Origin of the sequence: Prevotella sp. P4-51 (assembly GCF_002251455.1) — a bacterium.
GTDB lineage: Bacteria > Bacteroidota > Bacteroidia > Bacteroidales > Bacteroidaceae > Prevotella.
In genome coordinates this window covers 52146-75027 of record NZ_NPJM01000066.1, presented here as the reverse complement: position 1 = coordinate 75027, position 22882 = coordinate 52146, and the positions used below count along the sequence as shown (strand labels likewise).

Genomic DNA, 22882 nt, shown 5'->3' with positions numbered 1-22882 from the left:
GGTCAAGCAAGAGCAAAAACCAAGCAAGCCCTAATGACCGATTTGGCTTTGACAGACGGAGTAACAAAAAAAGTGGCAGCCGGAATGGGCTGCCACTTGCGTTATATGTACTCAGTAGATGTCTGCTTACAGATTGGCCAACTCGATAACCTTGTCTACAGCGGCAGAGATACCGTCGAGGTTCTTGCCACCAGCCTGGGCGTAGTGGGGCTGACCACCGCCACCACCCTGGATGAGGCGGGCGGATTCGCGTACCATCTTGCCGGCGTTGAGGTCATGGTTGCTCACCATGTCGTCGCTCAGCATGACAGAGAGCATAGGCTTCTCGTTGGCGGTAGAGCCGATGACGCAGAGCAGATTTTCGGGCAGAGCCTCGCGGATCTTGAACACCAGATCCTTGGCTGCCGATGGCTCGAAGGGGATGACCGCCTTGATGACGTTGACACCATTGACCACCTCGGCCTTCTCTACCAGAGTCTTCGCCATGCGCTCTACAGCCTGGGCACGGAATGCCTCGATGTCCTTCTTCATGGCGTCGTGCTCCTCGATATACTTGGCGATGACGCCCTGCAGGTCTTTGGCGTTGTTGAAGAGAGCCTTAATCTGGCGCATGCTGTCTTCGAGAGCGTAGTAAGCCTCTTCACAAGTCTTGCCAGTAAGTGCCTCGATACGGCGGATGCCGGCGGCTACCGAGCTTTCGCTTACAATCTTGAACATACCGATGCGGCCGGTGCTTTGGGCGTGGATACCACCACAGAACTCGCATGAGGGACCGAAGCGCACCACGCGTACGCGGTCGCCATACTTCTCGCCGAAGAGGGCGATGGCTCCCAGCTCCTTGGCTTCCTCCATGGGGGTGTCGCGATGCTCGTCGAGAGGGATGTCCTGGCGTATCATGTCGTTGACAAGACGCTCAACCTGACGCAGTTCGTCATCAGTAACCTTCTGGAAGTGAGAGAAGTCGAAACGCAGCGTATTGGCACTGACATACGAGCCCTTCTGCTCTACGTGGTCGCCCAGTACCTGCTTGAGCGCATAGTCGAGCAGGTGGGTAGCGGTATGGTTGGCAGCACTGCCGGCACGTTTGTCGGTGTCGACACATGCCATAAACTGTGCGTTGATATTCTTGGGGAGAGCCTTGACGATGTGTATAGACTGGTTGTTCTCGCGCTTGGTGTCGATTACCTCTACAGTCTCGTCCTCGCTTACCAGCACGCCGGTGTCGCCCACCTGGCCACCCATCTCACCATAGAAGGGTGTATAGTCGAGCACCAGCTCGTAGAAGGTGTTCTTCTTCTGAGTCACCTTGCGGTAGCGCAGGATGTGACATTCGTATTCGGTGTAGTCGTAACCCACAAACTGCTGGTTGCCTTCGGCCACGTCGACCCAGTCGCCATTCTCTACGGCAGCGGCATTGCGGGCGCGCTCTTTCTGCTTCTGCATCTCGGCGTCAAACTGCTCTTCGTCGACGGTGAAGTCGTGTTCACGACAGATGAGCTGGGTGAGGTCGAGGGGGAAACCATAGGTATCGAAGAGTCGGAATGCCTGAACGCCGTCGAGCTGGTTCTTGCCCTCAGCCTTGAGCTGGTCCATGGCGGTCTGCAGCATGTTGATACCCTTCTCGAGTGTGCGGAGGAACGAGTCTTCTTCTTCCTTCATCACGCGGGCGATGAGCTCGCGCTGTGCGGGCAGCTCGGGGAAGGCGTCGCCCATCTCCTGGATGAGCACGGGCAGCAGACGGTAGATGAATGCCTCTTTCTGTCCGAGGAAGGTATAGGCATAGCGGATGGCACGGCGCAGGATGCGGCGGATGACGTAGCCAGCCTTGGCATTGGACGGCAGCTGACCGTCAGCGATAGAGAAGGCCACGGCACGCAGGTGGTCGGCCACTACGCGCATAGCCACGTCGGTCTCTTCGCTCTCACCATACTTCTTGCCGGTGATGCGCTCTTCCTCCTTGATGATGGGCTGGAAGATGTCGGTATCGTAGTTGGAGTGCTTGCCCTGCATCATGCGCACCAGACGCTCGAAGCCCATACCGGTATCGATGACGTTCATAGCCAGCGGCTCAAGCGAACCGTCGGCCTTGCGGTTGAACTGCATGAACACGATGTTCCATATCTCGATGACCTGTGGGTCGTCCTTGTTGACAAGGTCGCGGCCGGGCACGTCGCCACGCTGGTCCAGGGGACGAGAGTCTACGTGGATCTCGCTACAGGGGCCGCAGGGGCCGGTATCGCCCATCTCCCAGAAGTTGTCGTGCTTGTTGCCGTTGATGATGTGGTCGGCGGGCACGTGCTTGAGCCAGTAACGGGCAGCCTCTTCGTCGCGGGGGATATTCTCTTCGGGTGAGCCCTCGAAGACGGTGACATAGAGGTCGTTGGGGTCGAGATGCAGCACGTCGACGAGATACTCCCACGCATAGTCGATGGCACCCTCCTTGAAGTAGTCGCCGAAGCTCCAGTTGCCCAGCATCTCAAACATGGTGTGGTGGTAGGTGTCGTGGCCAACCTCCTCGAGGTCGTTGTGCTTGCCGCTTACGCGCAGACACTTCTGCGTGTCGGCCCGACGGCGTGGCTCGGGGTCCTTGGTACCCAGTATGATATCTTTCCACTGGTTCATACCGGCATTGGTAAACATCAGCGTAGGGTCGTCCTTGATTACCATCGGGGCCGACGGAACGATAACGTGTCCTTTAGACTCGAAGAATTTTTTGTACGAGTCGCGGATTTCTTTAGCTGTCATCATCTTTATTTTGCTTTTTATTATGCTTAATATTCAACATTTTATGAAAACACTTGCAAAGTTACCAAGTTTTGAGTATTTTTGCAAGAAATTGGAATAAAAAGCTACAAGTAAGATGCTTAAAAAGGACAAGGAACTGAAATTGTACTACTCCATCAAGGAAGTGGCCCAGCAGTTGGGGGTCAACGAGAGCACGCTGAGATACTGGGAGAAGGAGTTCCCACAGCTCAAGCCGAAGACCCAGGCGCTCAACAAGGTGCGCCAGTATACCGCCGAGGATATGGAGTTGCTCAAGACGATATACAATCTGGTCAAGGTGCGTGGCTTCAAGCTCGCCGCCGCCCGCAAGATGCTCAACGAAAACCGCCGGGGCGCCGACCGCAGCAGCGAGGTGCTCGAGACGCTCATCTCCGTGCGCTCGCAGTTGCAGGAGCTGAAGCGCCAGCTCGGCGGAATGGTCTGAGCGGTGAGAGAGGGTACACCTTATTATATTATTATGACGCAGCCGCCCATAACGGGCGCACAGATACAGCCAGGGCTGGACGCTACCACCGTGTAGGGTCCAGCCTTGGTCGTAGATAGGGGCAACTCTGAACCGAAGGTCACCGGCGCGGAGCGGAAAGGTAACGGAGTTGCGATTAGCCGTAGGCGTTACCTGCAGCAGGACATAATATATAGGATGATATAAATACAAAAAGCCATGGCGGCTGTTGTCGGCTTCGCCTTTTTGTTGACGGCGGTGACGCCAGTTGGAAAACGAGTTTTCCTCCTTGTCATCACCACCATCCCCAACGCCATGCGCCGCATGGCGACAACAGCCGGCATGGTAAAAAAAGCGGCCGTTGGCCGTTCAAAAAGTCCGCCGTTGGCGGTAAAAAAACAACTGCTTGTGTGGTTCTTCGAAGAGAGCAATGAAGAAGAGGTGTTATATATCGACAAGAAATAAGCTAATCACTTTTTCTACCGGCGCAAGCCGGACTTTTTTTACCGCCTACGGACTTTTTGTATCTTCTTATGCGAGTATATCCAGAGAATATCGAAGCGCACGAGACACACATGACGCCTACGGCTAAGCGCAACTCCTACAGAGTAGCTATAATAGTGGTGTCAGCTACCCAGGGTAGCGTGCTTCGCCCGCAACCCTGGGCTGGGGAATCGCAACTCCATTACCTTTCCGCTCCGCGCCGGTGACCTGCGGTTCAGAGTTGCCGCTGCTTGGGAACTTGCTGCTATGTGGTTTGTTAGGATTAAGATGGTGGGTTATGGGCAATCAGAGTATCAGACCTGTGGCTTAACCCAACCCAAATCCACTCTTCTAAAGTAAAATCCATGCAAGCCTTAATGACCGATTTGGGATAAAGCACAGCATACCAATTACCCTTATAAGTCATGATGTTTCAGCATTTTGTCTTTTTTTTCGTCACAGAATGAATTTTTCTGCTTTTTTGTGGTTTCTCTTATTATTCATATCTTTACAGCCGTAAAAGCCTACAAACGCTATTAGTATAACCATAGTTATCTAACACATCACGATATACCAGACCACGCTGCCCAAAGGAGGAAGCCAAACACCTGAAACGTTGGACTAAACTCAAAATGACATCATTATGACAAAGAAAGCAAAAATCTATCTGCTTCTGCCCTTGTTGGCCTTCTTGGCATCGTGCAGCAGCACCTGTTCGTGATAGACGGCTGCAAGTATCCTTGTAGTGTATGAGAAAGCAGGGCTTACAAACGAGATTATGCTTGCCAGGGCAATTTCGGATGAAATCTAAGTTTCCATCCATTAGGTTCGGATGCCGATGATACCTATTATGTGATAGGTAATATTCTTGGATATCACACAAACTGGAGATACTTCAAATTAGAGAAATAATATTAACTGATAAATATCAAGCGATTATGAGAAAGATGATTTCTATGTTTGCCATTTCGGCGCTATTGGTGTCGATGGCAAGTTGCACCGACGACAAGGGAAACGGCGGTGGAAATGATGTGGATCTGAAGCCCATACCGCTGGCATACAGCCAGGTGCAGCAGACCGAGTTTGCACAGCAGAGCAACAAGTTTGCCAACAAGTTGATGGCCTTGCTCTCGGCCGACCCAGAGAAGCAGGGTGAGAACGTGTGCGTGGCTCCCATGAGCATGCAGTATGTGCTCTCGATGCTGGCCAATGGCGTTGACGATGTTGCGGCGAAAGAGATAGTGGAAGCCTTGGGGTATGACGATATAGAGAGTCTGAACCAGGAGAATCTGGCTATGCTCAACAAGTTGGGCGAAGATGACCAATATGTAAAGATAGGCCTAAACAACAGCGCCTGGTTGGACAAGAAATATACCTATCGGTCTGGGTTTAAGAGCACGATGGATCAGTATTACAAGGCAAACCTGAGCGTGGTGGATATTCGCAACAATCCCAAAGCAATGCAGCAACGGGTTGACGCATGGGCTAAGGAAAGCACCAAAGGACTTATCACCAGTTTCCCTTTGAGTATAGACGATAGAACAGAATTCATTGTAGTAAATGCAAACTATTTTGACGGTAAATGGTCCAATCCTTTCAATGCCGCCGAATCCAAAGCCCTTCCATTCTATGGCCTTGATGGCAACCAACGCAACGTGATGACCATGTGCAACACGGAAGAGGTGAACCACTATCAAGACGACTCGCTGCAGATGGTGGAAATGCCTTACGGACAGGGCTACTACAGCATGATGGTGGTGATGCCCAAGAAGTCGGAATACCTGAACGATATTATTGAGAAAGCCGACTGGTGGGGATGGCACAACCAGATGACCAAGGGCATGGCTATCATTCGGCTTCCACGCTTCTCGGCAGAGGCCAGTTGGAAGAACATTATGCGCGCGATGGAATCTTTGGGTATGCCCTCACTTGACTGGGCTGCTATTCCTAAAGTTATTAATGAATATAATAATACCGTAATTACCCTCATCGCCCACAAGGTGGCCATCCATGTAAATGAGAATGGCACAAAGGCAGCAGGTGTGTCGGCAGGGGTTGGCATCGACGGCGCTATGACTCCTATGCCCAATCTCTCCTTCGACCACCCCTTCATCTACGCCGTCCGCGAGAACACCACGGGTGCCATCCTCTTTATGGGTAAGGTGGTAAAGCTGTAAAAGGTAATAGACAATGAGATAAGACGGCATGGCTGCCGCAGCCCCGTCTGCACAGTACTCGCCCCCATAGGTCAGCCCTACGGCTCCGCCTATGGGGGCTTGCCGAATAAAAAGGTAAGACCCGATGGCGAGTCTTACCTTGCTATATCCTGTGTGCGTGTCAGTGGCTGGCGCGTCGGCAGTCTCAGTTGATGCGCATCACCTCCTGTATACCATCCACTTTCTTGAGCCGGTCCATGATGAGTTTGACATCACTACGGTCGTGGACGCGAAGCTCTATCGAACCGTCGAAGATGCCCTCGTCGGCGGTGACAGTGAAGCGGTGGATGTTGATGTCGAGCTCGTCGGTGATGACCTTGGCCACATCGAAGTTCATACCCTTGCGGTCTATGCCCTTGATTTCGACGGTCGCGGCCAGTACTATCTTGCCTTCTGTTTTCAGGAAGGGCTGGGGGGAGGCCAGAGCGACGACGAGGATGCCCACTGGTATCGGCTCGCTGCCGAACAGGGCGAGAGCGCTGCTCAGTGCAATCTGGGCATCTGCTATGATAGACATTGCAATAATGGTCATGGATAGTCGTGTCTGTGATGATGGTTGCTGGCTCGTAACGTAAGGTACAGGACACGTAACGTAAGGCACGAGCCCACGTTTCATACGACACGAGCCCACGTGGCTTATGTTACGAGCTACCCGCTGTGGTCAGTGCGAGCGTGAATGGGCTCTGCGCGGCTGTGGCGATAATGACTGGCGTGCAGGCGGCAATGCCCGTCTGCTGGGAGGACAACAAAAAAAGGTAAGACCCGATGTGGAGTCTTACCTTGCTGTATCCTGTGCGTGCGCTTGTGGCAGGCATGGCGGCAGTATCAGTTGATGCGCATCACTTCCTGTATGCCATCCACTTTCTTGAGCCGGTCCATGATGAGTTTGACATCACTACGGTCGTGGACGCGAAGCTCTATCGAACCGTCGAAGATGCCCTCGTCTGCGGTGACCGTGACGCGGTGGATGTTGATGTCGAGCTCGTCGGTGATGACCTTGGCCACATCGAATATCATACCCTTGCGGTCGATACCCTTGATTTCTACGGTCGCATCAAAGAACATCAGCCGGTGCATATCCCACTTGGCGTCGAGTATGCGGTTGCCGTAGCTCGTCTTGAGTCGGCTCGCCACGGGGCAGTTGCGCTTGTGTATCTCGATATGGTTCTTGTTGTCGATGTAACCCAGGATGTCGTCGCCGGGAATGGGGTGACAGCAGTCGCGGAAGAAGTATTTGCCGATGTGCTCTTCGTTGATAATGCACGGCTTCTTCTTGTTGAACCCCTCCTTGACGGTGACGGGTTCCACAGTGTCGTCTTCATCCTTCTTCTTTTTCTTGTCGAGGCCGAGGAACGACACGTACTTGCGCCAGCTGGAGGTCGAGGTGCTCTTCTTGTCTTTCTCGTTGAGCTTGTCTATGTCTTTCTCGCCGAGCAGGATGGTGCGCTCGCCGATGGCGAGGAACAGGTCGTCGTGCTTCTGCATGTCGTGATACTCGCAGAGCTTGTCCAGATTGGAGGTGGTAAGCTCGAAGTCGTTCTTCTTCATCCAGTCGGTCAGAACCTGCTCTCCCTTCTTCTGGATTTCACGGTTTTCGCGGCGCAGGATGGCCTGTATCTTTGCCTTGGCTTTGGCCGACGAGCAGAAGTTAATCCACGAGGGCTGCACGTGCTGTGCCTTGGACGAGAGGATTTCGACCTGGTCGCCACTCTGCAGCTTGTGGCTCAGCGGCACCAGCTTGTGGTTGACTTTGGCACCGATGCAGTGGCTGCCGAGGAAGGTATGGATTTGGAAGGCGAAGTCGAGGGCGGTGCTGCCGGCGGGCATGGTCTTGATTTCGCCCTTGGGGGTGATGACGAAAATCTCTGAGGCAAAGAGGTTGAGCTTGATGGCGTCGAGGAAGTCCATGGCGTCGGGCTGTGGGTCGTCGAGTATCTCCTTGATGGTGCGCAGCCAGTTGTTGAGTTCCACCTCGTCCTCCTGGATATCTCCGTCCTGGCTGTCGTTGCCCTCCTTGTACTTCCAGTGGGCGGCAAATCCCTGTTCGGCTATCTCGTCCATGCGGTCGGAGCGTATCTGCACCTCTATCCATCGTCCCTGCTTGCTCATCAGTGTGACGTGCAGGGCCTGATAGCCATTGGCTTTGGGGTGGTTGAGCCAATCGCGCAGGCGGTCGGGATGAGACTTGTAGATGCGGCTTATGGCGACGTAAATCTTGAAACACTCGTTGATTTCCTCTTCCCTTACCTTGGGTGTGAAGATGATACGTACGGCAAGGAGGTCATAGATTTCTTCGAAGGTGACGTGCTTGGTCTGCATCTTGTTCCATATAGAGTATGGGCTCTTGACGCGGGCGATAATCTTGTATTTCACCCCAGCCGCATCGAGGGCTTGCCTGATGGGGGCGGTGAATTCTTCGAAGAGCTTGTCGCGCTCCTCCTTGGTGAAGTTGAGCTTGTTGGTGATGTTGGCGTACTCCTCGGGGTGCTCGAACTTGAAACTGAGGTTCTCGAGCTCGGTCTTGATTTTGTTGAGGCCCAGTCGGTTGGCCAAGGGGGCGTAGATGTACAGGGTCTCGCCTGCTATCTTGTACTGCTTGTTGGCGGGCTGCGACTCGAGGGTTCGCATGTTGTGTAGTCGGTCGCAGATTTTGATGAGGATGACCCTTATGTCGTCGCTCATGGTGAGCAGCAGTTTCTTGAAGTTCTCTGCCTGTGCCGAGGCATGGTCGCCGAAGATGCCTCCACTGATTTTGGTTAGTCCGTCAACGATTTGCGCTATCTTGGCACCGAAGATGTTTTCGATGTCCTCGACGGTGTAGTCGGTGTCTTCGACCACGTCGTGGAGCAGGGCTGCGCTGATGCTGGTCGAGCCCAGTCCCATCTCCTCGCAGGCTATCTGCGCCACAGCGATGGGGTGCAGGATATAGGGCTCGCCCGACAGTCGCTTCACGCCCTTGTGGGCTTGGCGGGCGAAGTTGAAAGCCTTGTTGATAATATCTATTTTCTTGCGGTGGCGCGACGCGAGATACGTATCTTTGAGGTGCTGGAAGGCATCGTCTACCATCTGCTCTTCCAGTTCTTCTTTGGTCTTAGGCAACTGACTTTCCATATCCTTAGGGTTGTAGGGTTGATATACGAGGGTTTACTTGACTCTGATTTTCTTGCCGGCTCTGATGTTGGTTCCACTTATCTTGTTGAGCCTCTTGAGCTTGGCTACCGTGGTGTGGTTGCGGTGTGCAATTTCAGACAGCGTATCGCCGTTCTTGATGGTCACACGTCTGCTGCCTCTGCCTCTTCTGCCTTTTCGTCGGCTCTTGCTTTTGCTCGACTTGGTGTAGGTGGGCACGTCGTCGTTGACTTTCACCTCCTCGCGCTTGGACAGCAGGTCCTGGGCCTTGTAGGCGAAGATGGAGTCTTGATTGTCGATGAACTGGGTGATTTGGGTCGATGGCAACCTCAACGCAGACAGCTTGGAGGTGCCGTTGACGATATCGCGGCGATACTGGGGGTTGAGCTCCTCTATCTGGCGCACGTCCATGTTGAGCACATGGGCTATCTGCTCAAAGTGTACGTCGCGGTCTATCATCACGGTGTCTGTCTTGGCGGGCAGGTCGGTCTCCATCGGACAGATATTGTGGTCGCAGTAATAAGTCATGATGTAGTTGGCGGCTATGAAAGCAGGTACATAGCCTCTCGTCTCCTGGGGGAGATAGGGATAAATTTCCCAATAATCTGCTTTTCCGTTGGCACGGTGAATGGCCTTGTTGATTTTTTCAGGTCCGGCGTTGTAGGCGGCAATCACCAGGTTCCAGTTGCCGAATATCTTGTACAAGTCGCTCAAATACCTTGCTGCGGCGTAGGATGCCTTGACGGGGTCGCGGCGCTCGTCGACCAGCGAGTTGACCTCCAGTCCGTAGTTCTTGCCTGTCTTGAGCATGAACTGCCACAGACCAGTGGCGCCGACTCTCGATACGGCTTTGGGGTTAAGCGCCGACTCGATTACGGGCAGATACTTGAGTTCGAGGGGGAGTCCGTAGGTTTCCAACGCCTGTTCAAAAATGGGCATATAGAAATTCTGTGCGCCCAGCATGTAGCTTACCGAACGGCGTAAGCGGCTGCTGTAGCGGTCAATGAATGTCTGGACGATGTCGTTGTAGGGCATTTCTATCACCGACGGGATGCGCTTGAGCCTCTCCATATACTCCTCCTTGGTATATATGGGATTGACGTTGGGCACATTGCAGTCTGTCGCCGGCTTCATGTAAGTCTTGGTGTTATACAGATGCAGCAGGCTGTCAACCTCTGTGATCATACCTTGCGGCAGTTCGATTACTTCTTCTTTTCCTTTGTCTGTTACCGTTATTTCAGTTTCCACGTTTTGGGCTTGGGTAGTATTCCATCCACACAGGGCCAAAACGGTCATAATCGCATATATTCTCTTCATTATATAATAAGATATCTTTTCTTGTTTGTCTTTTGTCTTCCCAGAGATAGTTCAGAATGTCAGCGAGCACTGCAGCCCCACTGCCGACGAGTTGAGCGGATTGTAGCTTGTCCATTCGCTGCGCTCCTTGATGACTGCGGGACTTACCTTCATACTCAGGTCTCTCGATATGTCAAACTCTGACAGCGACGCGTCAACGTAGGCGTCGACCACGGATATCAGATACACGCCAACCATGGCGAAGACACTCATGTCGCGCCACTTGCGGTATCTGTCCTTACGGTTCTTGAACAGTTTCTGGTAATATTCTTTGTTGCTGTTATCTATTTGGTTGCCCAAATAAAGGAATTTGTTGTAGCTTTGGGTGTTGGGGTCGTTGTCCATCAAGTCCATGTAGGCCTGGGAATAATCCTTGTACATCATGTTATTCCAGCGCAGCGCATAGGCACAGCCTACAAAACCACCGTAGATGATGGGCAGCTTCCAGTACTTGCGGTTGTATATCTGTCCGGCTCCGGGCAGCACCAGGGCAAGCCACATTGCGCGCTTGGTCTCTGGGCGCCACGTGCTCCAGTCTCTCTTCTTCTTCTGGGTCAGCGTGTCGGGCGTGAGGGTCAGCGGCGTCTCTGCCTGCACAGTCTGCGCAGTGTCGGGCGTGGTGAGTCCTTTGGTAGAGATAACTGTCTCTGCGTCCTTGGTAGCCTTGACCGTGTCCTTGATCGCCTCGGCTGTGCCCTTTACCACCTTGACCGTGTCCTTCTTCTGCGGCGCGGGAGTGGTGCCCCAGTCGGTCTTCCGGCTTTGGGCAGCGGTTGTCAGGGGCATAGTCATGGCCATGCAAACCACCAGTATTATGAGATATAACTTAGTGTATGACTTCACGTTGATTAGCCTTTGAGTTTGTCGAACATCAGCAGAATACGCTCCAGCTCGCTCTCGTTGGCAAAGGGGATGCTTATCTTGCCTTTGCCCTTACTGGTGCAGGTCATCTGGACCTTGGTGGCCAGTACGCCCGAAAGCTGCTTGGACAGCGTGCCCAACTTCTCGCTGAGCGGGTTCTTCTGTATGTTGCTCTGGTCATTGTCCATCTGCTCTTCGTTCTTGATGCGCTTCACCAGTTCTTCGACCTTGCGCACCGAGTAACCGTTCTTGATGATGTCCTTGAAGAGCTTAATCTGCTGGGTAGGCGACTCGAGCGACAACAGAGCGCGGGCGTGGCCCATGTCGAGTTCTTTCTTCTGGAGCGACATCTGGACCTGAGCAGGCAGCTTGAGCAGACGCAGATAGTTGGTGATGGCAGTACGGCTCTTGCCCACGCGCTCGCTGATGCGTTCCTGAGTCATGCCGCTACCTTCGAGCAGATGCTCGTAGGCCAAAGCGATTTCGATGGCGTTGAGGTCCTGGCGCTGCAGGTTCTCGACCAGAGCCAGCTCCATCACGTTCTCGTCGTTGACGGTACGGATGTAGGCGGGAATGGTTTCAAGCCCAGCCAGCTGGGAGGCACGCCAACGGCGCTCGCCGGCAATAATCTGATACCTGTCATCGGCCACCTGTCTCAGCGTGATAGGCTGGATGATGCCCAGTTCGTGTATGCTTGTAGCCAGTTCGTCGAGAGCTTCTTGGTCAAACTCGTGGCGTGGCTGGTTGGGGTTGGGTTCTATCTGGTTGAGGGCAATCTCGTTGATGGTCGACGACCCGCTCGTCCTTACATCTTCGGTTGAGATGAGCGCATCGAGTCCGCGTCCCAGCGCGGTGCCTTTGCCCGATATGTTGAATTTCTTGTGTGGAGGCATAGTCTTACATGTTTTTGTCAATGATTTCCTTGGCCAGGTTCAGATGGTTCTTGGCACCAGCCGATTCGGCGTCGTAGAGGATCACGGGCAGTCCGTGGCTCGGGCTTTCGCTCAGCTTCACGTTGCGCTGGATGACAGTCTTGAAGACCAGCTCCTGGAAGTGGCGCTTCACCTCGTCGTATATCTGGTTGGCCAGACGCAGACGGCTGTCATACATCGTGAGCAGGAAGCCTTCTATCTCCAGTCTCGGGTTGAGCTTGCTCTTGATGATCTTGATGGTGTTGAGCAGCTTGCTGATACCCTCGAGCGCAAAGTATTCGCACTGTACGGGGATGATAACCGAGTCGGCGGCAGTGAGACAGTTGACGGTGATAAGTCCCAGCGAAGGCGCGCAGTCTATCAGTATATAGTCGTACTCGTCGCGCATGGGTGCAAGGAGTTCTTTCATCATCTTCTCGCGGTTGTTCTTTATCTTGAGCATTTCCACCTCGGCACCTACCAGGTCGATATGGCTGGGTATGATGTCGAGACCGTCGATGTCGGTGGTGTAGATGGCCTCTTTGACATCGGTGTGGTCAATGATACACTCGTAGAGCGAGCAGTCCACCTCCTTGATGTCTACGCCCAATCCGCTCGAAGCGTTGGCCTGTGGGTCGGCATCTACCACCAGCACGGTTTTCTCTAAAGTTGCCAACGAGGCGGCCAAGTTTATCGTAGTAGTAGTTTTACCTACACCGCCTTTCTGGTTTGCCACAGCTATAATTTTTCCCATTTCCTATGTAATTCTATCGATTATTTAGACTGCAAAGATACATATTTTATATGATATAGTCGTATTCTTGGCCCTTTTTTCGTACTTTTGTAGCGAAAAAATAACGAAAAATAATGAGTATTAATAAACCACTGATATTGGTATCCAATGATGACGGCTTCGATGCCGTAGGTATTTGTTCGCTTGTCGAGATGATTGGCGATATGGGCGAGATTATCGTCTGCGCGCCCGACTCTGCCCGCTCGGGCTTTTCCCGCGCTTTCTCTGCCACTGTCCCCCTGCGCCTGACGCGCCGCAACAATATGGGCGAAGTCGAGGTATGGTCTACCAACGGCACCCCCGTCGACTGTGTCAAACTGGCTGTAGATGAGCTCTGTGGAGGCCGCACTCCCGACCTTGTCATCGGTGGCATCAACCATGGCGACAACTCCACCGTCAACAACCACTATTCGGGCACCATGGGAGTGGCTGTCGAGGGCTGCATCAAGGGCATTCCCTCGGTGGCGTTCTCCAACTGCGATTACAACCCCCAGTCGTCGCAGACCCACCTCACCCACTATGTGCGCCGCGTGGTAGAGCGGGTGCTGGCCGAGGGACTGCCCAAGGGCGTCTGCCTCAATGTCAACTTCCCCGACCGCAAGACCTTTGAAGGCATCCGAGCCTGCCGCATGACCTTCGGCGAGTGGGTCAACGAGGTCTCCCCCCAGCGCCATCCTCTCGGCTATCCTTACTACTGGATGGTGGGCCATTACCGCAATGCCGAGCCCGATGCCCAGGACACCGACCAGTGGGCACTTGCCCACGGCTATGTGGCTGTTACCCCCACCACCATTGATGTTACTGCTTATCAGATGATAGATACTGTCAACAACTGGAAACTATGAAATACTATCTTATCGTAGGCGAAGCCAGCGGCGACCTGCATGCCAGCCATCTCATGCAGTCGCTCTGTAGGTATGACGCCGACGCCCAGTTCCGCTTCTTCGGCGGCGACCTGATGACGGCAGTCGGCGGCACCCGCGTGCGCCATTACCGCGAACTGGCCTACATGGGCTTCGTGCCCGTGCTGCTGCATCTGCCCACCATCTTCCGCAATATGGCCATGTGCAAGCGCGACATTGTGGAGTGGCAGCCCGACGTGGTCATCCTCGTCGATTATCCGGGCTTCAATCTCAATATCGCCCAGTATCTGCACAGCCACACCCGCATCCCCGTGTTCTACTACATCTCGCCCAAGATATGGGCGTGGAAGGAGTGGCGCATCCGCAACATCAAGCGCGATGTCTCCGAGCTCTTCTCCATCCTCCCCTTCGAGGTGCCGTTCTTCGAGGAGCGCCATCATTATCCCATCCACTATGTGGGCAACCCCACTGCCGACGAGGTGCGCAACTTCAGGGCATCCTACACCGAGTCGCGCCAGGATTTCGGCATCCGTCACCAGCTCGACGACCGCCCCATCATAGCCCTGCTTGCCGGCAGCCGTCGACAGGAAATCAAGGACAATCTGCCTATGATGATTGCTGCCACCGAGCGGCTGCTCGAGCGGCGCGGACTTACCCGCCAGTACCAGATGGTGCTGGCAGGAGCACCCTCGATAGACGATGCCTACTATGCGCCCTTCCTCGAGGGTCACGATGTGGCGATGGTGCGCAACGAGACCTATCCGCTGCTCTCCCATGCTGTGTCGGCGCTCGTCACCAGCGGCACCGCCACCCTCGAGACGGCACTCTTCGGCGTGCCCCAGGTGGTGTGCTACAAGACGCCGGTGCCACGGCTCATCCGCTTTGCGTTCAACCACATCATCCATGTGCGCTTCATCAGTCTGGTCAATCTCATCGCCGACAGCGAGGTGGTGCCCGAGCTGCTTGCCGACCGCTTTACCCTCGAAGGCATCGCATCCCATCTGGAGCGCATACTCCCTGGCGGAGCCGACCGCGCCACCATGCTCGAGGGCTATGCCGAGGTGCAGCGACGGTTGGGCGACGAGGTGGCACCCGACAATGCCGCCCGCATTATGATAGACAAACTCAGCCAGCGATGATCCGCCCTCGGGCTCTGCCCCTATGGCTGCATCGCTGTTCCGTACCCCTGTGGGCTGTCCGAGTGGCTCCATCGCAGTCTCGGTCATAGACATCCTTCTGCCGACCCTCTGGGTATAAACGCAAAACAATCTGCCAGCGCTCCAGTGGCTGGCAGATTGTTTTATTATTTTTGTTGTCGGGGGTCACGCCTCTTTCCGTCGTCACCCGGCGTGTGGTGCTGCTCCTGCAGCGTTCACACGATTGTGATGAAAACCGGTTCGCCGGCTTTGCGGCTGTCCAGTATCTTCATTATCTCTTCCATGGCTATGCGCGAGTTGAGCACCATGCCTTTCTTCCGGTTTTGTCCCACCAGTATGCACCCTTGCGTGTCTTTGGGCGTATTGCCAGAGTGTATGCGCACACCATCGAAACCTGGCACGCCGAGCAGCAGAGGCAGCCACTTCTTGAACTTAGGCGACTTGGTCACCACCAGGGCATACCGCCCTTCGGGTATGGCTGTTTTTCCCTTCTGCTTGCGACCGCCGTGGGCCAGGTCGCGCCACGTGGGTTCGAGCGTGTCGCAGATATACTCGTTGTCTATCTCCATCCTACCTATGGTGTAGTCCTTGCGTCGGGCTATTCGTGTAAGTTTAATTTCCATTGTTATCCTGTAGTTTGTCTGTTGTGTTTCAGTCAGTGTGTTTCTCAGTGTTTTTTCATGTAGAGTGCTATCAGTGATGCTGTCATCAGAGCCTGCAGCCACAGTTCTTCGTCTGCCAGTATGGTTTGGGCTGCCGTGCGGTGTCGTCGTTTCCATCTCTGCCATGTCGCAGCTATCGCTGTCCACAGCTTGTTTCTTTTTCTTTTGTTCTGTTTCATGTTACCTGCTAGTTTTGATTAGACGCTGCAAAGTTAAGCACTTCCAACTTTGCCATCAACGATATAGTGTACATGAAATATAACAGGTGTGTAACAGTGGTGACAGCCATGGCCATCGCCCTCGTGGCCTCTGCCTATCTGTATCTTTCTACCATCATCCCGATGGCTCTGCGGGTCTCCTCGTCGTCTATCAGCGCCCGGTTTATCGACGACCGCATGTCTCTTCCGTTCAGCGCCATGCGTCGTCCGTATTCGGCTTGCGACACCGCGTCGTCATAGATGCCCAAGTCTATGAGCCTGCCCATGACCTGGCAGACAAACCGGGCGTTGAACCGTGTGTCCTTGGCGCCGTTGAGGCGGGTGAGCCTTAGGGCATACTGCTCGATGATGTCGCTCCAGAGCGCATCGGCCCTCGACAGCCATCCCGGGGTGATATATGGGTTGGCGCGACTTATATATTCGATGGCGGCAAGTCTTATCTCTTCGTTGGCGCCGTCGGCGGCATCGGCATGGACGAGACGGTCCAGTAGCAGCTCGGCACTGACAAAACGGCGCAGTATGCGGCGGGGTATCTGCAGATAGTAGGCGCGCGACACAAAGTCGGCCACCGACAGCCGATACTCGTCGTGCAGCCCGTGGGGCATAGCCTTCAGCGCCTGCTCCATCTCGTGGCGGTCTATGCCACCTATGTGTCGCAGCGCGTCGGCCACGCCCGCACTCTGCGCCAGTCTGCGGGTGATGTGGTGGGCTATGTCTGCACACACCTCGTTGTTGCCCATCTCGGTTATGGCCACATCCATGCGTCGGCCATACTCTGCCAGCTGCTCGTCGCCACTCGCCAGCAGCCTGTCGGCTATGGTGCGTCGCGTCTGCGAAGCCTCGCCACTCAGGTCATAGCGCATCCCTTGCATATATCGCTCTATGTCTCTGCACAGATTGTCGCTCGCCGCCGTGTGGTGGCTCAGCTGTGCCAGCACATGGCGCTGGAGCATGTCCTGGCGCAGTTCGTCGTCGCCCAGTCGGGCTATGGGTATATGGCTCCAGGCTTCATCCCATTCGTCATATCGCCCGTCGCTCATCAGGGGTTCTATGTATATCTCCTTGTCCACCTCCATCTCGGCATGACACCGGCAGGAGTGGGCGTCGGCAGCAGTTATCACGCCGTAGAGCAGCCCATACTCCGTGGCGTCGAGATAGGCGGCTATGCGGTGGCAGTCGTCGTTGTTGACATATGCCACCACCTCGCTGTCTATGCAGGCAATGGCGGCCTCGGGGTTGCGGTGGTTTTCACGGTCGCGCATCAGCACCACCTCTTGGCCTATGGCCCGAGCCAGTCGCTCTTCGAGCTGTGTGCCACGCCATGCGTGATGTCTGAAACCTACGAGGGTGCAATGGATGGATATCATATCTGTCGCGTGTGGTTGTGGGTAATTGTTTTTATCTTACATGGTCTTGTCTCTTGGGGTGTCTTGCACTCCGTCGTTTATCGCCCTGCACATCATGTAGTATGCGTATATATACACCGATGTGCTGCTGACCTCAATGATGATGTTTACGCAGGTGATGGCTGTCTGCTGCGTGTTTCCTGCCAGATAGAACACAGCCGACGGGATGATGTTAGAGCCTGCCAGCCATACGAGGAACACCATAACAAGGGCTATGCCCAGTTTGTGCATGTTCCCCTTATACTTGCTGTACAGATGGCAGCCTGCCATCAGCGATGCGATGACCGAGAGCAGTCCTATTGTGCCTTGTATCCAGGTAAGCACGGTCACCATCTGGGGTGTCTGTCCGTCTTCCGTCATTGTCACCAGATTGGACCTGAAGCATAGCCCCAGGATGAATGTGAGCATATAGCATATCGTCACCACTTTGCTGCAGTATCGTAGCAGTCTTGTGTCTGCAGGTAGTGCCAGACTGAACATTGCCCATAAGACAATAGGGGTAAGCTGCAGCAACAAGTGCTCTACGGTAAGCACCATGCGGCCCATGCTGATGGGCATGCCGAGTTCTCCGCAAACGGAGATGGCCAGCGAGAGAAAGGCGAAGATGCAATATGCATACATGGCATATTGTGCAGTGTGGTATATTATTATAGGTATACTTTTCCTTGTTCTTGTCATAAACCTAAGTTTGATGATTTATCTACGGCTTATCGTGAATAAAGTTACTGCAAAGGTAGCAAAAAAATCATCATCCTCTTCCTTCCGCACCTTTTTCTCTATAGCGGTCCTGCAGACACCGTCTGCACATCTGTCTCCACCTCTGTCATCATTGTCAGCCAGTAGGGTAGTGTCGCCATGCCACTGGTTGCGCCAGTCAGCGCGTCGGGTCACGCTATCCATGCCCTTCAGTCGTGCCACCAAGTCACTTCAGTCGTGCCAACCATTCGCTTCAGTCGTGCCCTTCAGTCGCTTCAGTCGTGCCCTTCAGTCGCTTCAGTCGTGCTATCCATGTTATTGGCTGATGCGCATCGTCCGAAACGAGCATCCGCATCGGACGGTGCGCACATCCGTATCGTCCGAAACGCGTGTCCGTATCGGACGGCGCGCATGGCTGTCGTCAGCCCTGTTGCCTATGAGTGCCTTCTTACTTCAATTCGTGTGTAAATATCCTATATTTTGTGCCGTCAATGATTATTTTTGTAATTATTCCGACACTCCATACTTCCGCACCCCCGTAAAGGAGTTTCTTCCTTTTTTTTTCATATTCCAGGAAATCCCAGTCATTGCACATTTTCCGGAAATCATAATCATAGTACATCTGCTCATAATCTCTCATAGCTCTAATTTTCCCTTTATGATAGTAATATTCTACTAACCTGTTGCCATAGTCTCGTGCAAAAACATCCTGATAATTACTGCAATATTTCCAAATGGTGCCGCGGCCATAACCAGTAGACGGGTAGAGTTCAATCATTATGAGAGTGTCATTATGGTTGACATGAAAGCTCTCAATGTTATAGAAGTGGGTTCTATTCCGCAATTTCCTATAATAATCTACTTTACTATGCATTATAAACTTTTCCGCTTCGCCTAATAGTTTTTTATGCTCGATAGCGACCGCTTTCGAGATTTCCTTCCAGTTCTGTGCTGATGCATTAGCTGCAAACATCAATAGCAAAATAATAATTCTAATTACCATAAAACAAATTCTTTTTAGTTTTCTTATCTATAATTCTCGTGGGCTCATACCCTTTATTTCCAATAATTGCATAATGAGTTCTCAGAGGCAACTTTGCTTCTGCTCTAATTTCGTTTTCTATATATGTGGCATATTTCTCTGTGTTAGGTATGTCCTCAGAATTAGGCCTCTTAGTCCAAATCCCATATTCTGTTTTTTTATATAACTGGTCCACAGCGTGCGCTAATTCGTGTCCTAAAGCTATATATGTAGGACGGGTTATATTACCATTCTCATTTATGCCGCCAATTTCTATAGCATTATTCCATGATACGACATTTCCCGTTGTCTCATTTTTTCCATATTTAATAATTATATTTTTTCTCCCTAATAATGTGTTTATAAGTTTTTTCCCTGTAGGAGTTAAAGATAAAAGTTTCAAGGCTTTTAAGACTTGGCCCATAAAAACGTTTTTACCAGTATAGCATTTTCCATTCTTGGAATAAAATTTATATTGGTTATTAGTTTCTTTACAATAAAATGGTATGTAGCCTATAACTTCCCTTTGTTTAATAATAGGTTTGAAATAAAAAATACTATCTCCATCAATATCAACTGCATCTACCGGGTCGTCCCCACACGACACATATGGCGACCATGGGTAGTATTTCTCCGCCAAGGCATCCATTACGTTCCATCTTCCCGTGACGGGGTCGTAGTGGCGGGCACCGTGGTCATACCAGTCCAGTCCGTGAGTGCGGTCGAGCTCTTTGCCTATGTATTTGTAGGGTTGGGGGGCGTGGTCACTCTCTCTGCTTCCGGCAATGGCGAAAGCAGGGAGGCTCAGAGTGGTCATGAGCCCCAACAGCATTATGACAATCAGGCGGCGCATTGACAGGGGTTAAGATGTATACATTGCAAATATAATAATAATGTACACACGTGCCAAGAAAATCGGGGGAAAAGTGATGGCTGGGGGTGAAAATAATGTCAATAGTCTGGCAGTAGCTAACATGCACATCTGTTGCCACATCACTTTTCTGCTACCCCATCATGCCCCATCAGCCCAGGTCCCCATGTTTCCCACTATTTTCTGCTGCTATAGTCTAAAAGATAGGGCAGTTGTGTGGATGGTAGAACAAAAAGTATTACCTTTGTGTAGAAGATTGGCAACCACGACGCAAAGCGTTGCAACCATCGCGACGCATGGCGCACGGACAGTCTGAATAAGCATAGTAACACAACAAACATAGACAATGTCAACAGTAAAAATCACAACCACTCTGGGCGACATCGTAGTCAGCCTGTATGACGAGACGCCCCTCCACCGCGACAATTTCCTCAAGCTCGCCGCCGAGGGCTATTACGACGGCCTCTTGTTCCACCGTGTCATCAAGGACTTCATGGTTCAGGGCGGAGACCCCGACTCGAAAGGCGCTCCTGCCGGCAAACGCCTCGGTATGGGCGGCCCCGGCTATACTGTCAAAGCCGAAATCAATCCCCGTCTCTTCCATAAACGTGGTGCGCTCTGCGCTGCCCGACTTGGTGACGAGGTCAATCCTGATCGCGAGTCGAGCGGCAGCCAGTTCTACATCGTCTGGGGCTCGGTCTACAAGCCTGCCCAACTCAAGCAGATGGAGAAGCAGATGCAGCAGAACCAGGTGACCATCGCCTTCAACGACCTTGTGGCCGCCCATAAGGACGAGATTATGGATATGCGCCGCAACCGCGACCGCGCTGGACTGCAAGACCTTCAGGAGCGTCTGATTCAGGAAGCCCAGGACAGCTGCGAGGCCAACCCTGTAGGTTTTACCGAGGAGCAGACCGAGGCTTACAGCTCCCTTGGCGGCACTCCCCATCTCGACGGACAGTATACCGTGTTTGGCGAGGTGACAGAGGGTCTCGATGTGGTCGAGCAGATACAGTCTGCCGCCACCAGCCCCGATGACCGTCCTTGCGAAGACATCGCCATCATCAAGACCGAGGTCTGCCAGTCTGTGCAGTGATGCCGCGGTCCTGACTGACGGTCTGACTATGTGGGCCAAGACCGTCGGGAGCCAGCCCGTCACCCTCGTATATCTACACGCAAAGCGCCCTGCCAGGATGAAGAGCAGTTTTTTCACCTTGGCAGGGCGCTTTGCGTATGGCGGTCATGCGGCAGCCGGTCTCTCTGACTGTCATGATCCCATCGTGGATGGTACGCAGCCTTGGCAACTCTGTAGGAGTTGCGCTTTCCCAGCCCAGGGTTGAGGGGCGCAGCGCCTCTACCCTGGGTGCAAATCAGTACAAATCAATGCTACTCTGTAAGAGTTGCGATTAGCCGCAGGCGTTACCCGGGCAGGACATAATATAGGATGATATAAACACAAAAAGCCATGGCGGCTGTTGTCGGCTTCGCCTTTTTGGTGACGGTGGCGACGCCAGTCGGAAAACGAGTTTTCCTCCTTATCATCACCACCATCCCCAACGCCATGCGTTGCATGGCGACAACAGCCGGCATGGTAAAAAAAGCGGCCGTTGGCCGTTCTAAAAGTCCGCCGTTGACGGTAAAAAAACAGTTGCTTGTAGTGGTTCATCAAAGAGAGCAATGAAGAAGAGGTGTTATATATTGATAAGAAATAAGCTAATCACTTTTTGTAGCTTCTTATGCGAGTATATCAAGAGAACATGGAAACGCACGAGACAAGTAACGCCTACGGCTAAACGCAACACTTACAGCGTTGCTATGTTGGTGGGTATCTTACCCAGGGTAGCGTGCTTTCGCCCGCAACCCTGGGCTGGGAAAGCGCAACTCCTACAGAGTTGCCGGGGGTGCGTACTATCTTCCGATGAGTATGGTCAAATATATTTGGGCGGTTATTGGCTAACCATGATGGACGGTACGCACCCAATGTTGGAATGGTGTTTGCCCATGGTGTGTGGTGCGCATACAATGATGGGGTAGCCCATCGTGAAAGGTACGCACCCTTGGCAACTCTGTAGGAGTTGCGCTTACATAGCCCAGGGTTGAGGTGCGCAGCGCTTCTACCTTGGGTGCAAATCACTACAAATTAATGCTACTCTGTAAGAGTTGCGATTAGCCGCAGGCGTTACCTGCAGCAGGACATAATATAGGATGATATAAACACAAAAAGCCATGGCGGCTGTTGTCGGCTCCGTCGTTACTGGTCGGGATTCTCTACATATCCCTGGTACTTCTTGTCCAGGTCGGCCATGATGGTCTGGTATGCCTCGTCCATGGTCTTGCGCTCATACTCCAGCCCTTTGCCTTGGGGATAGATGGGGGCATGGATGGTGAGCTTGAGCGGATGCCAGTCGACGAAGTGCCCGTCGCGCATACGGGGCAGCACGTCGAATGAGCCGTTGATGGTAAGCGGCACTACGGGCAACTGGAGCTCGTCGGCGAGCATGAAGGCACCGCGGCGGAATACCCCCATGTGTCCGGTAAATGAGCGGGCTCCCTCGGGGAAGACCACCAGCGACATGCCCTCGCGCAGCGTGTCGCGCGCATGGTCATAGGTTTCGCGTATCTTGCTGGGCCCACGCTTGTCTACAAAGATGTGATGGGCATAGTGGCACGCGGCGCCCACCAGAGGCACATTGCGCAGGCTGCGCTTCATCATCCACTTGAAGTTGCGGTTCAGGAAACCGTAGATGAGGAAGATGTCAAACGCTCCCTGATGATTGCTTACGAATACATAGGACTCGTCCTTGCGCAGATGCTCGCGCCCCTCGACCTTGACGGGGAGAAGGAGGATAAAGGTGGTGAGTCGCGACCACCACTTGCCGGGATAGTAGCCCCAGAAGTGGCCGTTGCCCAGTCGGCAGCCTATCATGGTGGTGAGCGAAGTGACGATGCTGGCTACCAGGAATATGGGTAGTGCGACGATGAGCTGATAGAGTCGATACAGATACTTCATTGG

General features: G+C 53.2%; 21 protein-coding genes. 7 read left to right on the top strand and 14 right to left on the bottom strand.

Features of this window, described 5'->3' with window-relative positions; translation table 11 throughout:
• Positions 1–126: 126 nt before the first annotated feature.
• Complete coding sequence (gene alaS / locus CIK94_RS12375) at positions 127–2748, bottom strand: alanine--tRNA ligase (RefSeq protein ID WP_094423211.1); 2622 nt, start codon at positions 2746–2748, stop codon at positions 127–129.
• 112 nt (positions 2749–2860) lie between these two features.
• Here alaS and CIK94_RS12370 point away from each other — a divergent pair, with 112 nt between their 5' ends.
• From CIK94_RS12370 to CIK94_RS12360, 3 genes are all read left to right on the top strand, one after another.
• Positions 2861–3208: a MerR family transcriptional regulator gene (locus tag CIK94_RS12370; protein WP_022310239.1), complete on the top strand. Its 348-nt coding sequence runs from the start codon at positions 2861–2863 to the stop codon at positions 3206–3208.
• Between the two features lie 237 nt (positions 3209–3445).
• Entirely contained in the window at positions 3446–3691 is a 246-nt protein-coding gene (locus CIK94_RS12365) for a hypothetical protein (RefSeq protein ID WP_094423210.1), read from the top strand.
• 956 nt (positions 3692–4647) lie between these two features.
• Positions 4648–5886: a serpin family protein gene (locus CIK94_RS12360; protein ID WP_094423209.1), complete on the top strand. Its 1239-nt coding sequence runs from the start codon at positions 4648–4650 to the stop codon at positions 5884–5886.
• A 184-nt stretch (positions 5887–6070) separates the two neighbouring features.
• Here CIK94_RS12360 and CIK94_RS12355 read toward each other — a convergent pair whose 3' ends face one another.
• The 6 genes from CIK94_RS12355 to CIK94_RS12330 form a co-directional block, all read right to left on the bottom strand.
• Positions 6071–6442: an ACT domain-containing protein gene (locus CIK94_RS12355; RefSeq protein ID WP_254046073.1), complete on the bottom strand. Its 372-nt coding sequence runs from the start codon at positions 6440–6442 to the stop codon at positions 6071–6073.
• 308 nt (positions 6443–6750) lie between these two features.
• Positions 6751–9036, bottom strand: coding sequence for a bifunctional (p)ppGpp synthetase/guanosine-3',5'-bis(diphosphate) 3'-pyrophosphohydrolase (locus CIK94_RS12350; RefSeq protein ID WP_094423208.1), 2286 nt, complete (start codon positions 9034–9036; stop codon positions 6751–6753).
• A 33-nt stretch (positions 9037–9069) separates the two neighbouring features.
• Positions 9070–10371 (bottom strand): lytic transglycosylase domain-containing protein, encoded by a 1302-nt coding sequence (locus tag CIK94_RS12345; protein ID WP_094423207.1) that lies wholly within the window; start codon positions 10369–10371, stop codon positions 9070–9072.
• Between the two features lie 51 nt (positions 10372–10422).
• Complete coding sequence (locus tag CIK94_RS12340) at positions 10423–11196, bottom strand: DUF5683 domain-containing protein (protein ID WP_254046218.1); 774 nt, start codon at positions 11194–11196, stop codon at positions 10423–10425.
• 62 nt (positions 11197–11258) lie between these two features.
• Complete coding sequence (locus CIK94_RS12335; RefSeq protein ID WP_094423206.1) at positions 11259–12164, bottom strand: ParB/RepB/Spo0J family partition protein; 906 nt, start codon at positions 12162–12164, stop codon at positions 11259–11261.
• Positions 12165–12168: 4 nt separating this feature from the next.
• A complete protein-coding gene (locus CIK94_RS12330) occupies positions 12169–12936 on the bottom strand; it encodes a ParA family protein (protein ID WP_022310897.1) in 768 nt (255 codons plus the stop codon).
• Positions 12937–13049: 113 nt separating this feature from the next.
• On the opposite strand from CIK94_RS12330, the gene surE reads away from it, so the two are divergent.
• Both surE and lpxB read left to right on the top strand, forming a co-directional pair.
• Positions 13050–13820, top strand: a complete 771-nt coding sequence (gene surE, locus CIK94_RS12325; RefSeq protein ID WP_173845718.1) for a 5'/3'-nucleotidase SurE — start codon at positions 13050–13052, stop codon at positions 13818–13820.
• Positions 13817–14977 carry a lipid-A-disaccharide synthase gene (lpxB, locus tag CIK94_RS12320; protein WP_094423204.1) on the top strand — a complete coding sequence of 387 codons (1161 nt, stop codon included), beginning with the start codon at positions 13817–13819 and terminating at the stop codon, positions 14975–14977. Before surE ends, lpxB begins: the two co-directional genes overlap by 4 nt.
• Before the next feature lie 233 nt (positions 14978–15210).
• Here lpxB and CIK94_RS12315 read toward each other — a convergent pair whose 3' ends face one another.
• The 6 genes from CIK94_RS12315 to CIK94_RS14495 form a co-directional block, all read right to left on the bottom strand.
• Complete coding sequence (locus CIK94_RS12315; protein ID WP_022310900.1) at positions 15211–15618, bottom strand: DUF5675 family protein; 408 nt, start codon at positions 15616–15618, stop codon at positions 15211–15213.
• 44 nt (positions 15619–15662) lie between these two features.
• Positions 15663–15836 carry a hypothetical protein gene (locus CIK94_RS14500; protein ID WP_022310901.1) on the bottom strand — a complete coding sequence of 58 codons (174 nt, stop codon included), beginning with the start codon at positions 15834–15836 and terminating at the stop codon, positions 15663–15665.
• A 134-nt stretch (positions 15837–15970) separates the two neighbouring features.
• Complete coding sequence (locus CIK94_RS12310; protein WP_094423203.1) at positions 15971–17242, bottom strand: hypothetical protein; 1272 nt, start codon at positions 17240–17242, stop codon at positions 15971–15973.
• A gap of 36 nt (positions 17243–17278) precedes the next feature.
• Positions 17279–17902: a hypothetical protein gene (locus CIK94_RS12305; protein WP_094423202.1), complete on the bottom strand. Its 624-nt coding sequence runs from the start codon at positions 17900–17902 to the stop codon at positions 17279–17281.
• 523 nt (positions 17903–18425) lie between these two features.
• Positions 18426–18755, bottom strand: a complete 330-nt coding sequence (locus CIK94_RS14175) for a hypothetical protein (protein WP_144008054.1) — start codon at positions 18753–18755, stop codon at positions 18426–18428.
• A gap of 214 nt (positions 18756–18969) precedes the next feature.
• A complete protein-coding gene (locus CIK94_RS14495; RefSeq protein ID WP_254046217.1) occupies positions 18970–19815 on the bottom strand; it encodes a M91 family zinc metallopeptidase in 846 nt (281 codons plus the stop codon).
• Between the two features lie 400 nt (positions 19816–20215).
• On the opposite strand from CIK94_RS14495, the gene CIK94_RS12285 reads away from it, so the two are divergent.
• Positions 20216–20965, top strand: coding sequence for a peptidylprolyl isomerase (locus tag CIK94_RS12285; RefSeq protein WP_094423200.1), 750 nt, complete (start codon positions 20216–20218; stop codon positions 20963–20965).
• Between the two features lie 369 nt (positions 20966–21334).
• A complete protein-coding gene (locus CIK94_RS14170) occupies positions 21335–21550 on the top strand; it encodes a hypothetical protein (RefSeq protein ID WP_144008055.1) in 216 nt (71 codons plus the stop codon).
• A 570-nt stretch (positions 21551–22120) separates the two neighbouring features.
• On the opposite strand, the gene CIK94_RS12280 is transcribed toward CIK94_RS14170, so the two are convergent.
• A complete protein-coding gene (locus CIK94_RS12280; protein WP_094423199.1) occupies positions 22121–22879 on the bottom strand; it encodes a 1-acyl-sn-glycerol-3-phosphate acyltransferase in 759 nt (252 codons plus the stop codon).
• Positions 22880–22882 lie beyond the last annotated feature (3 nt).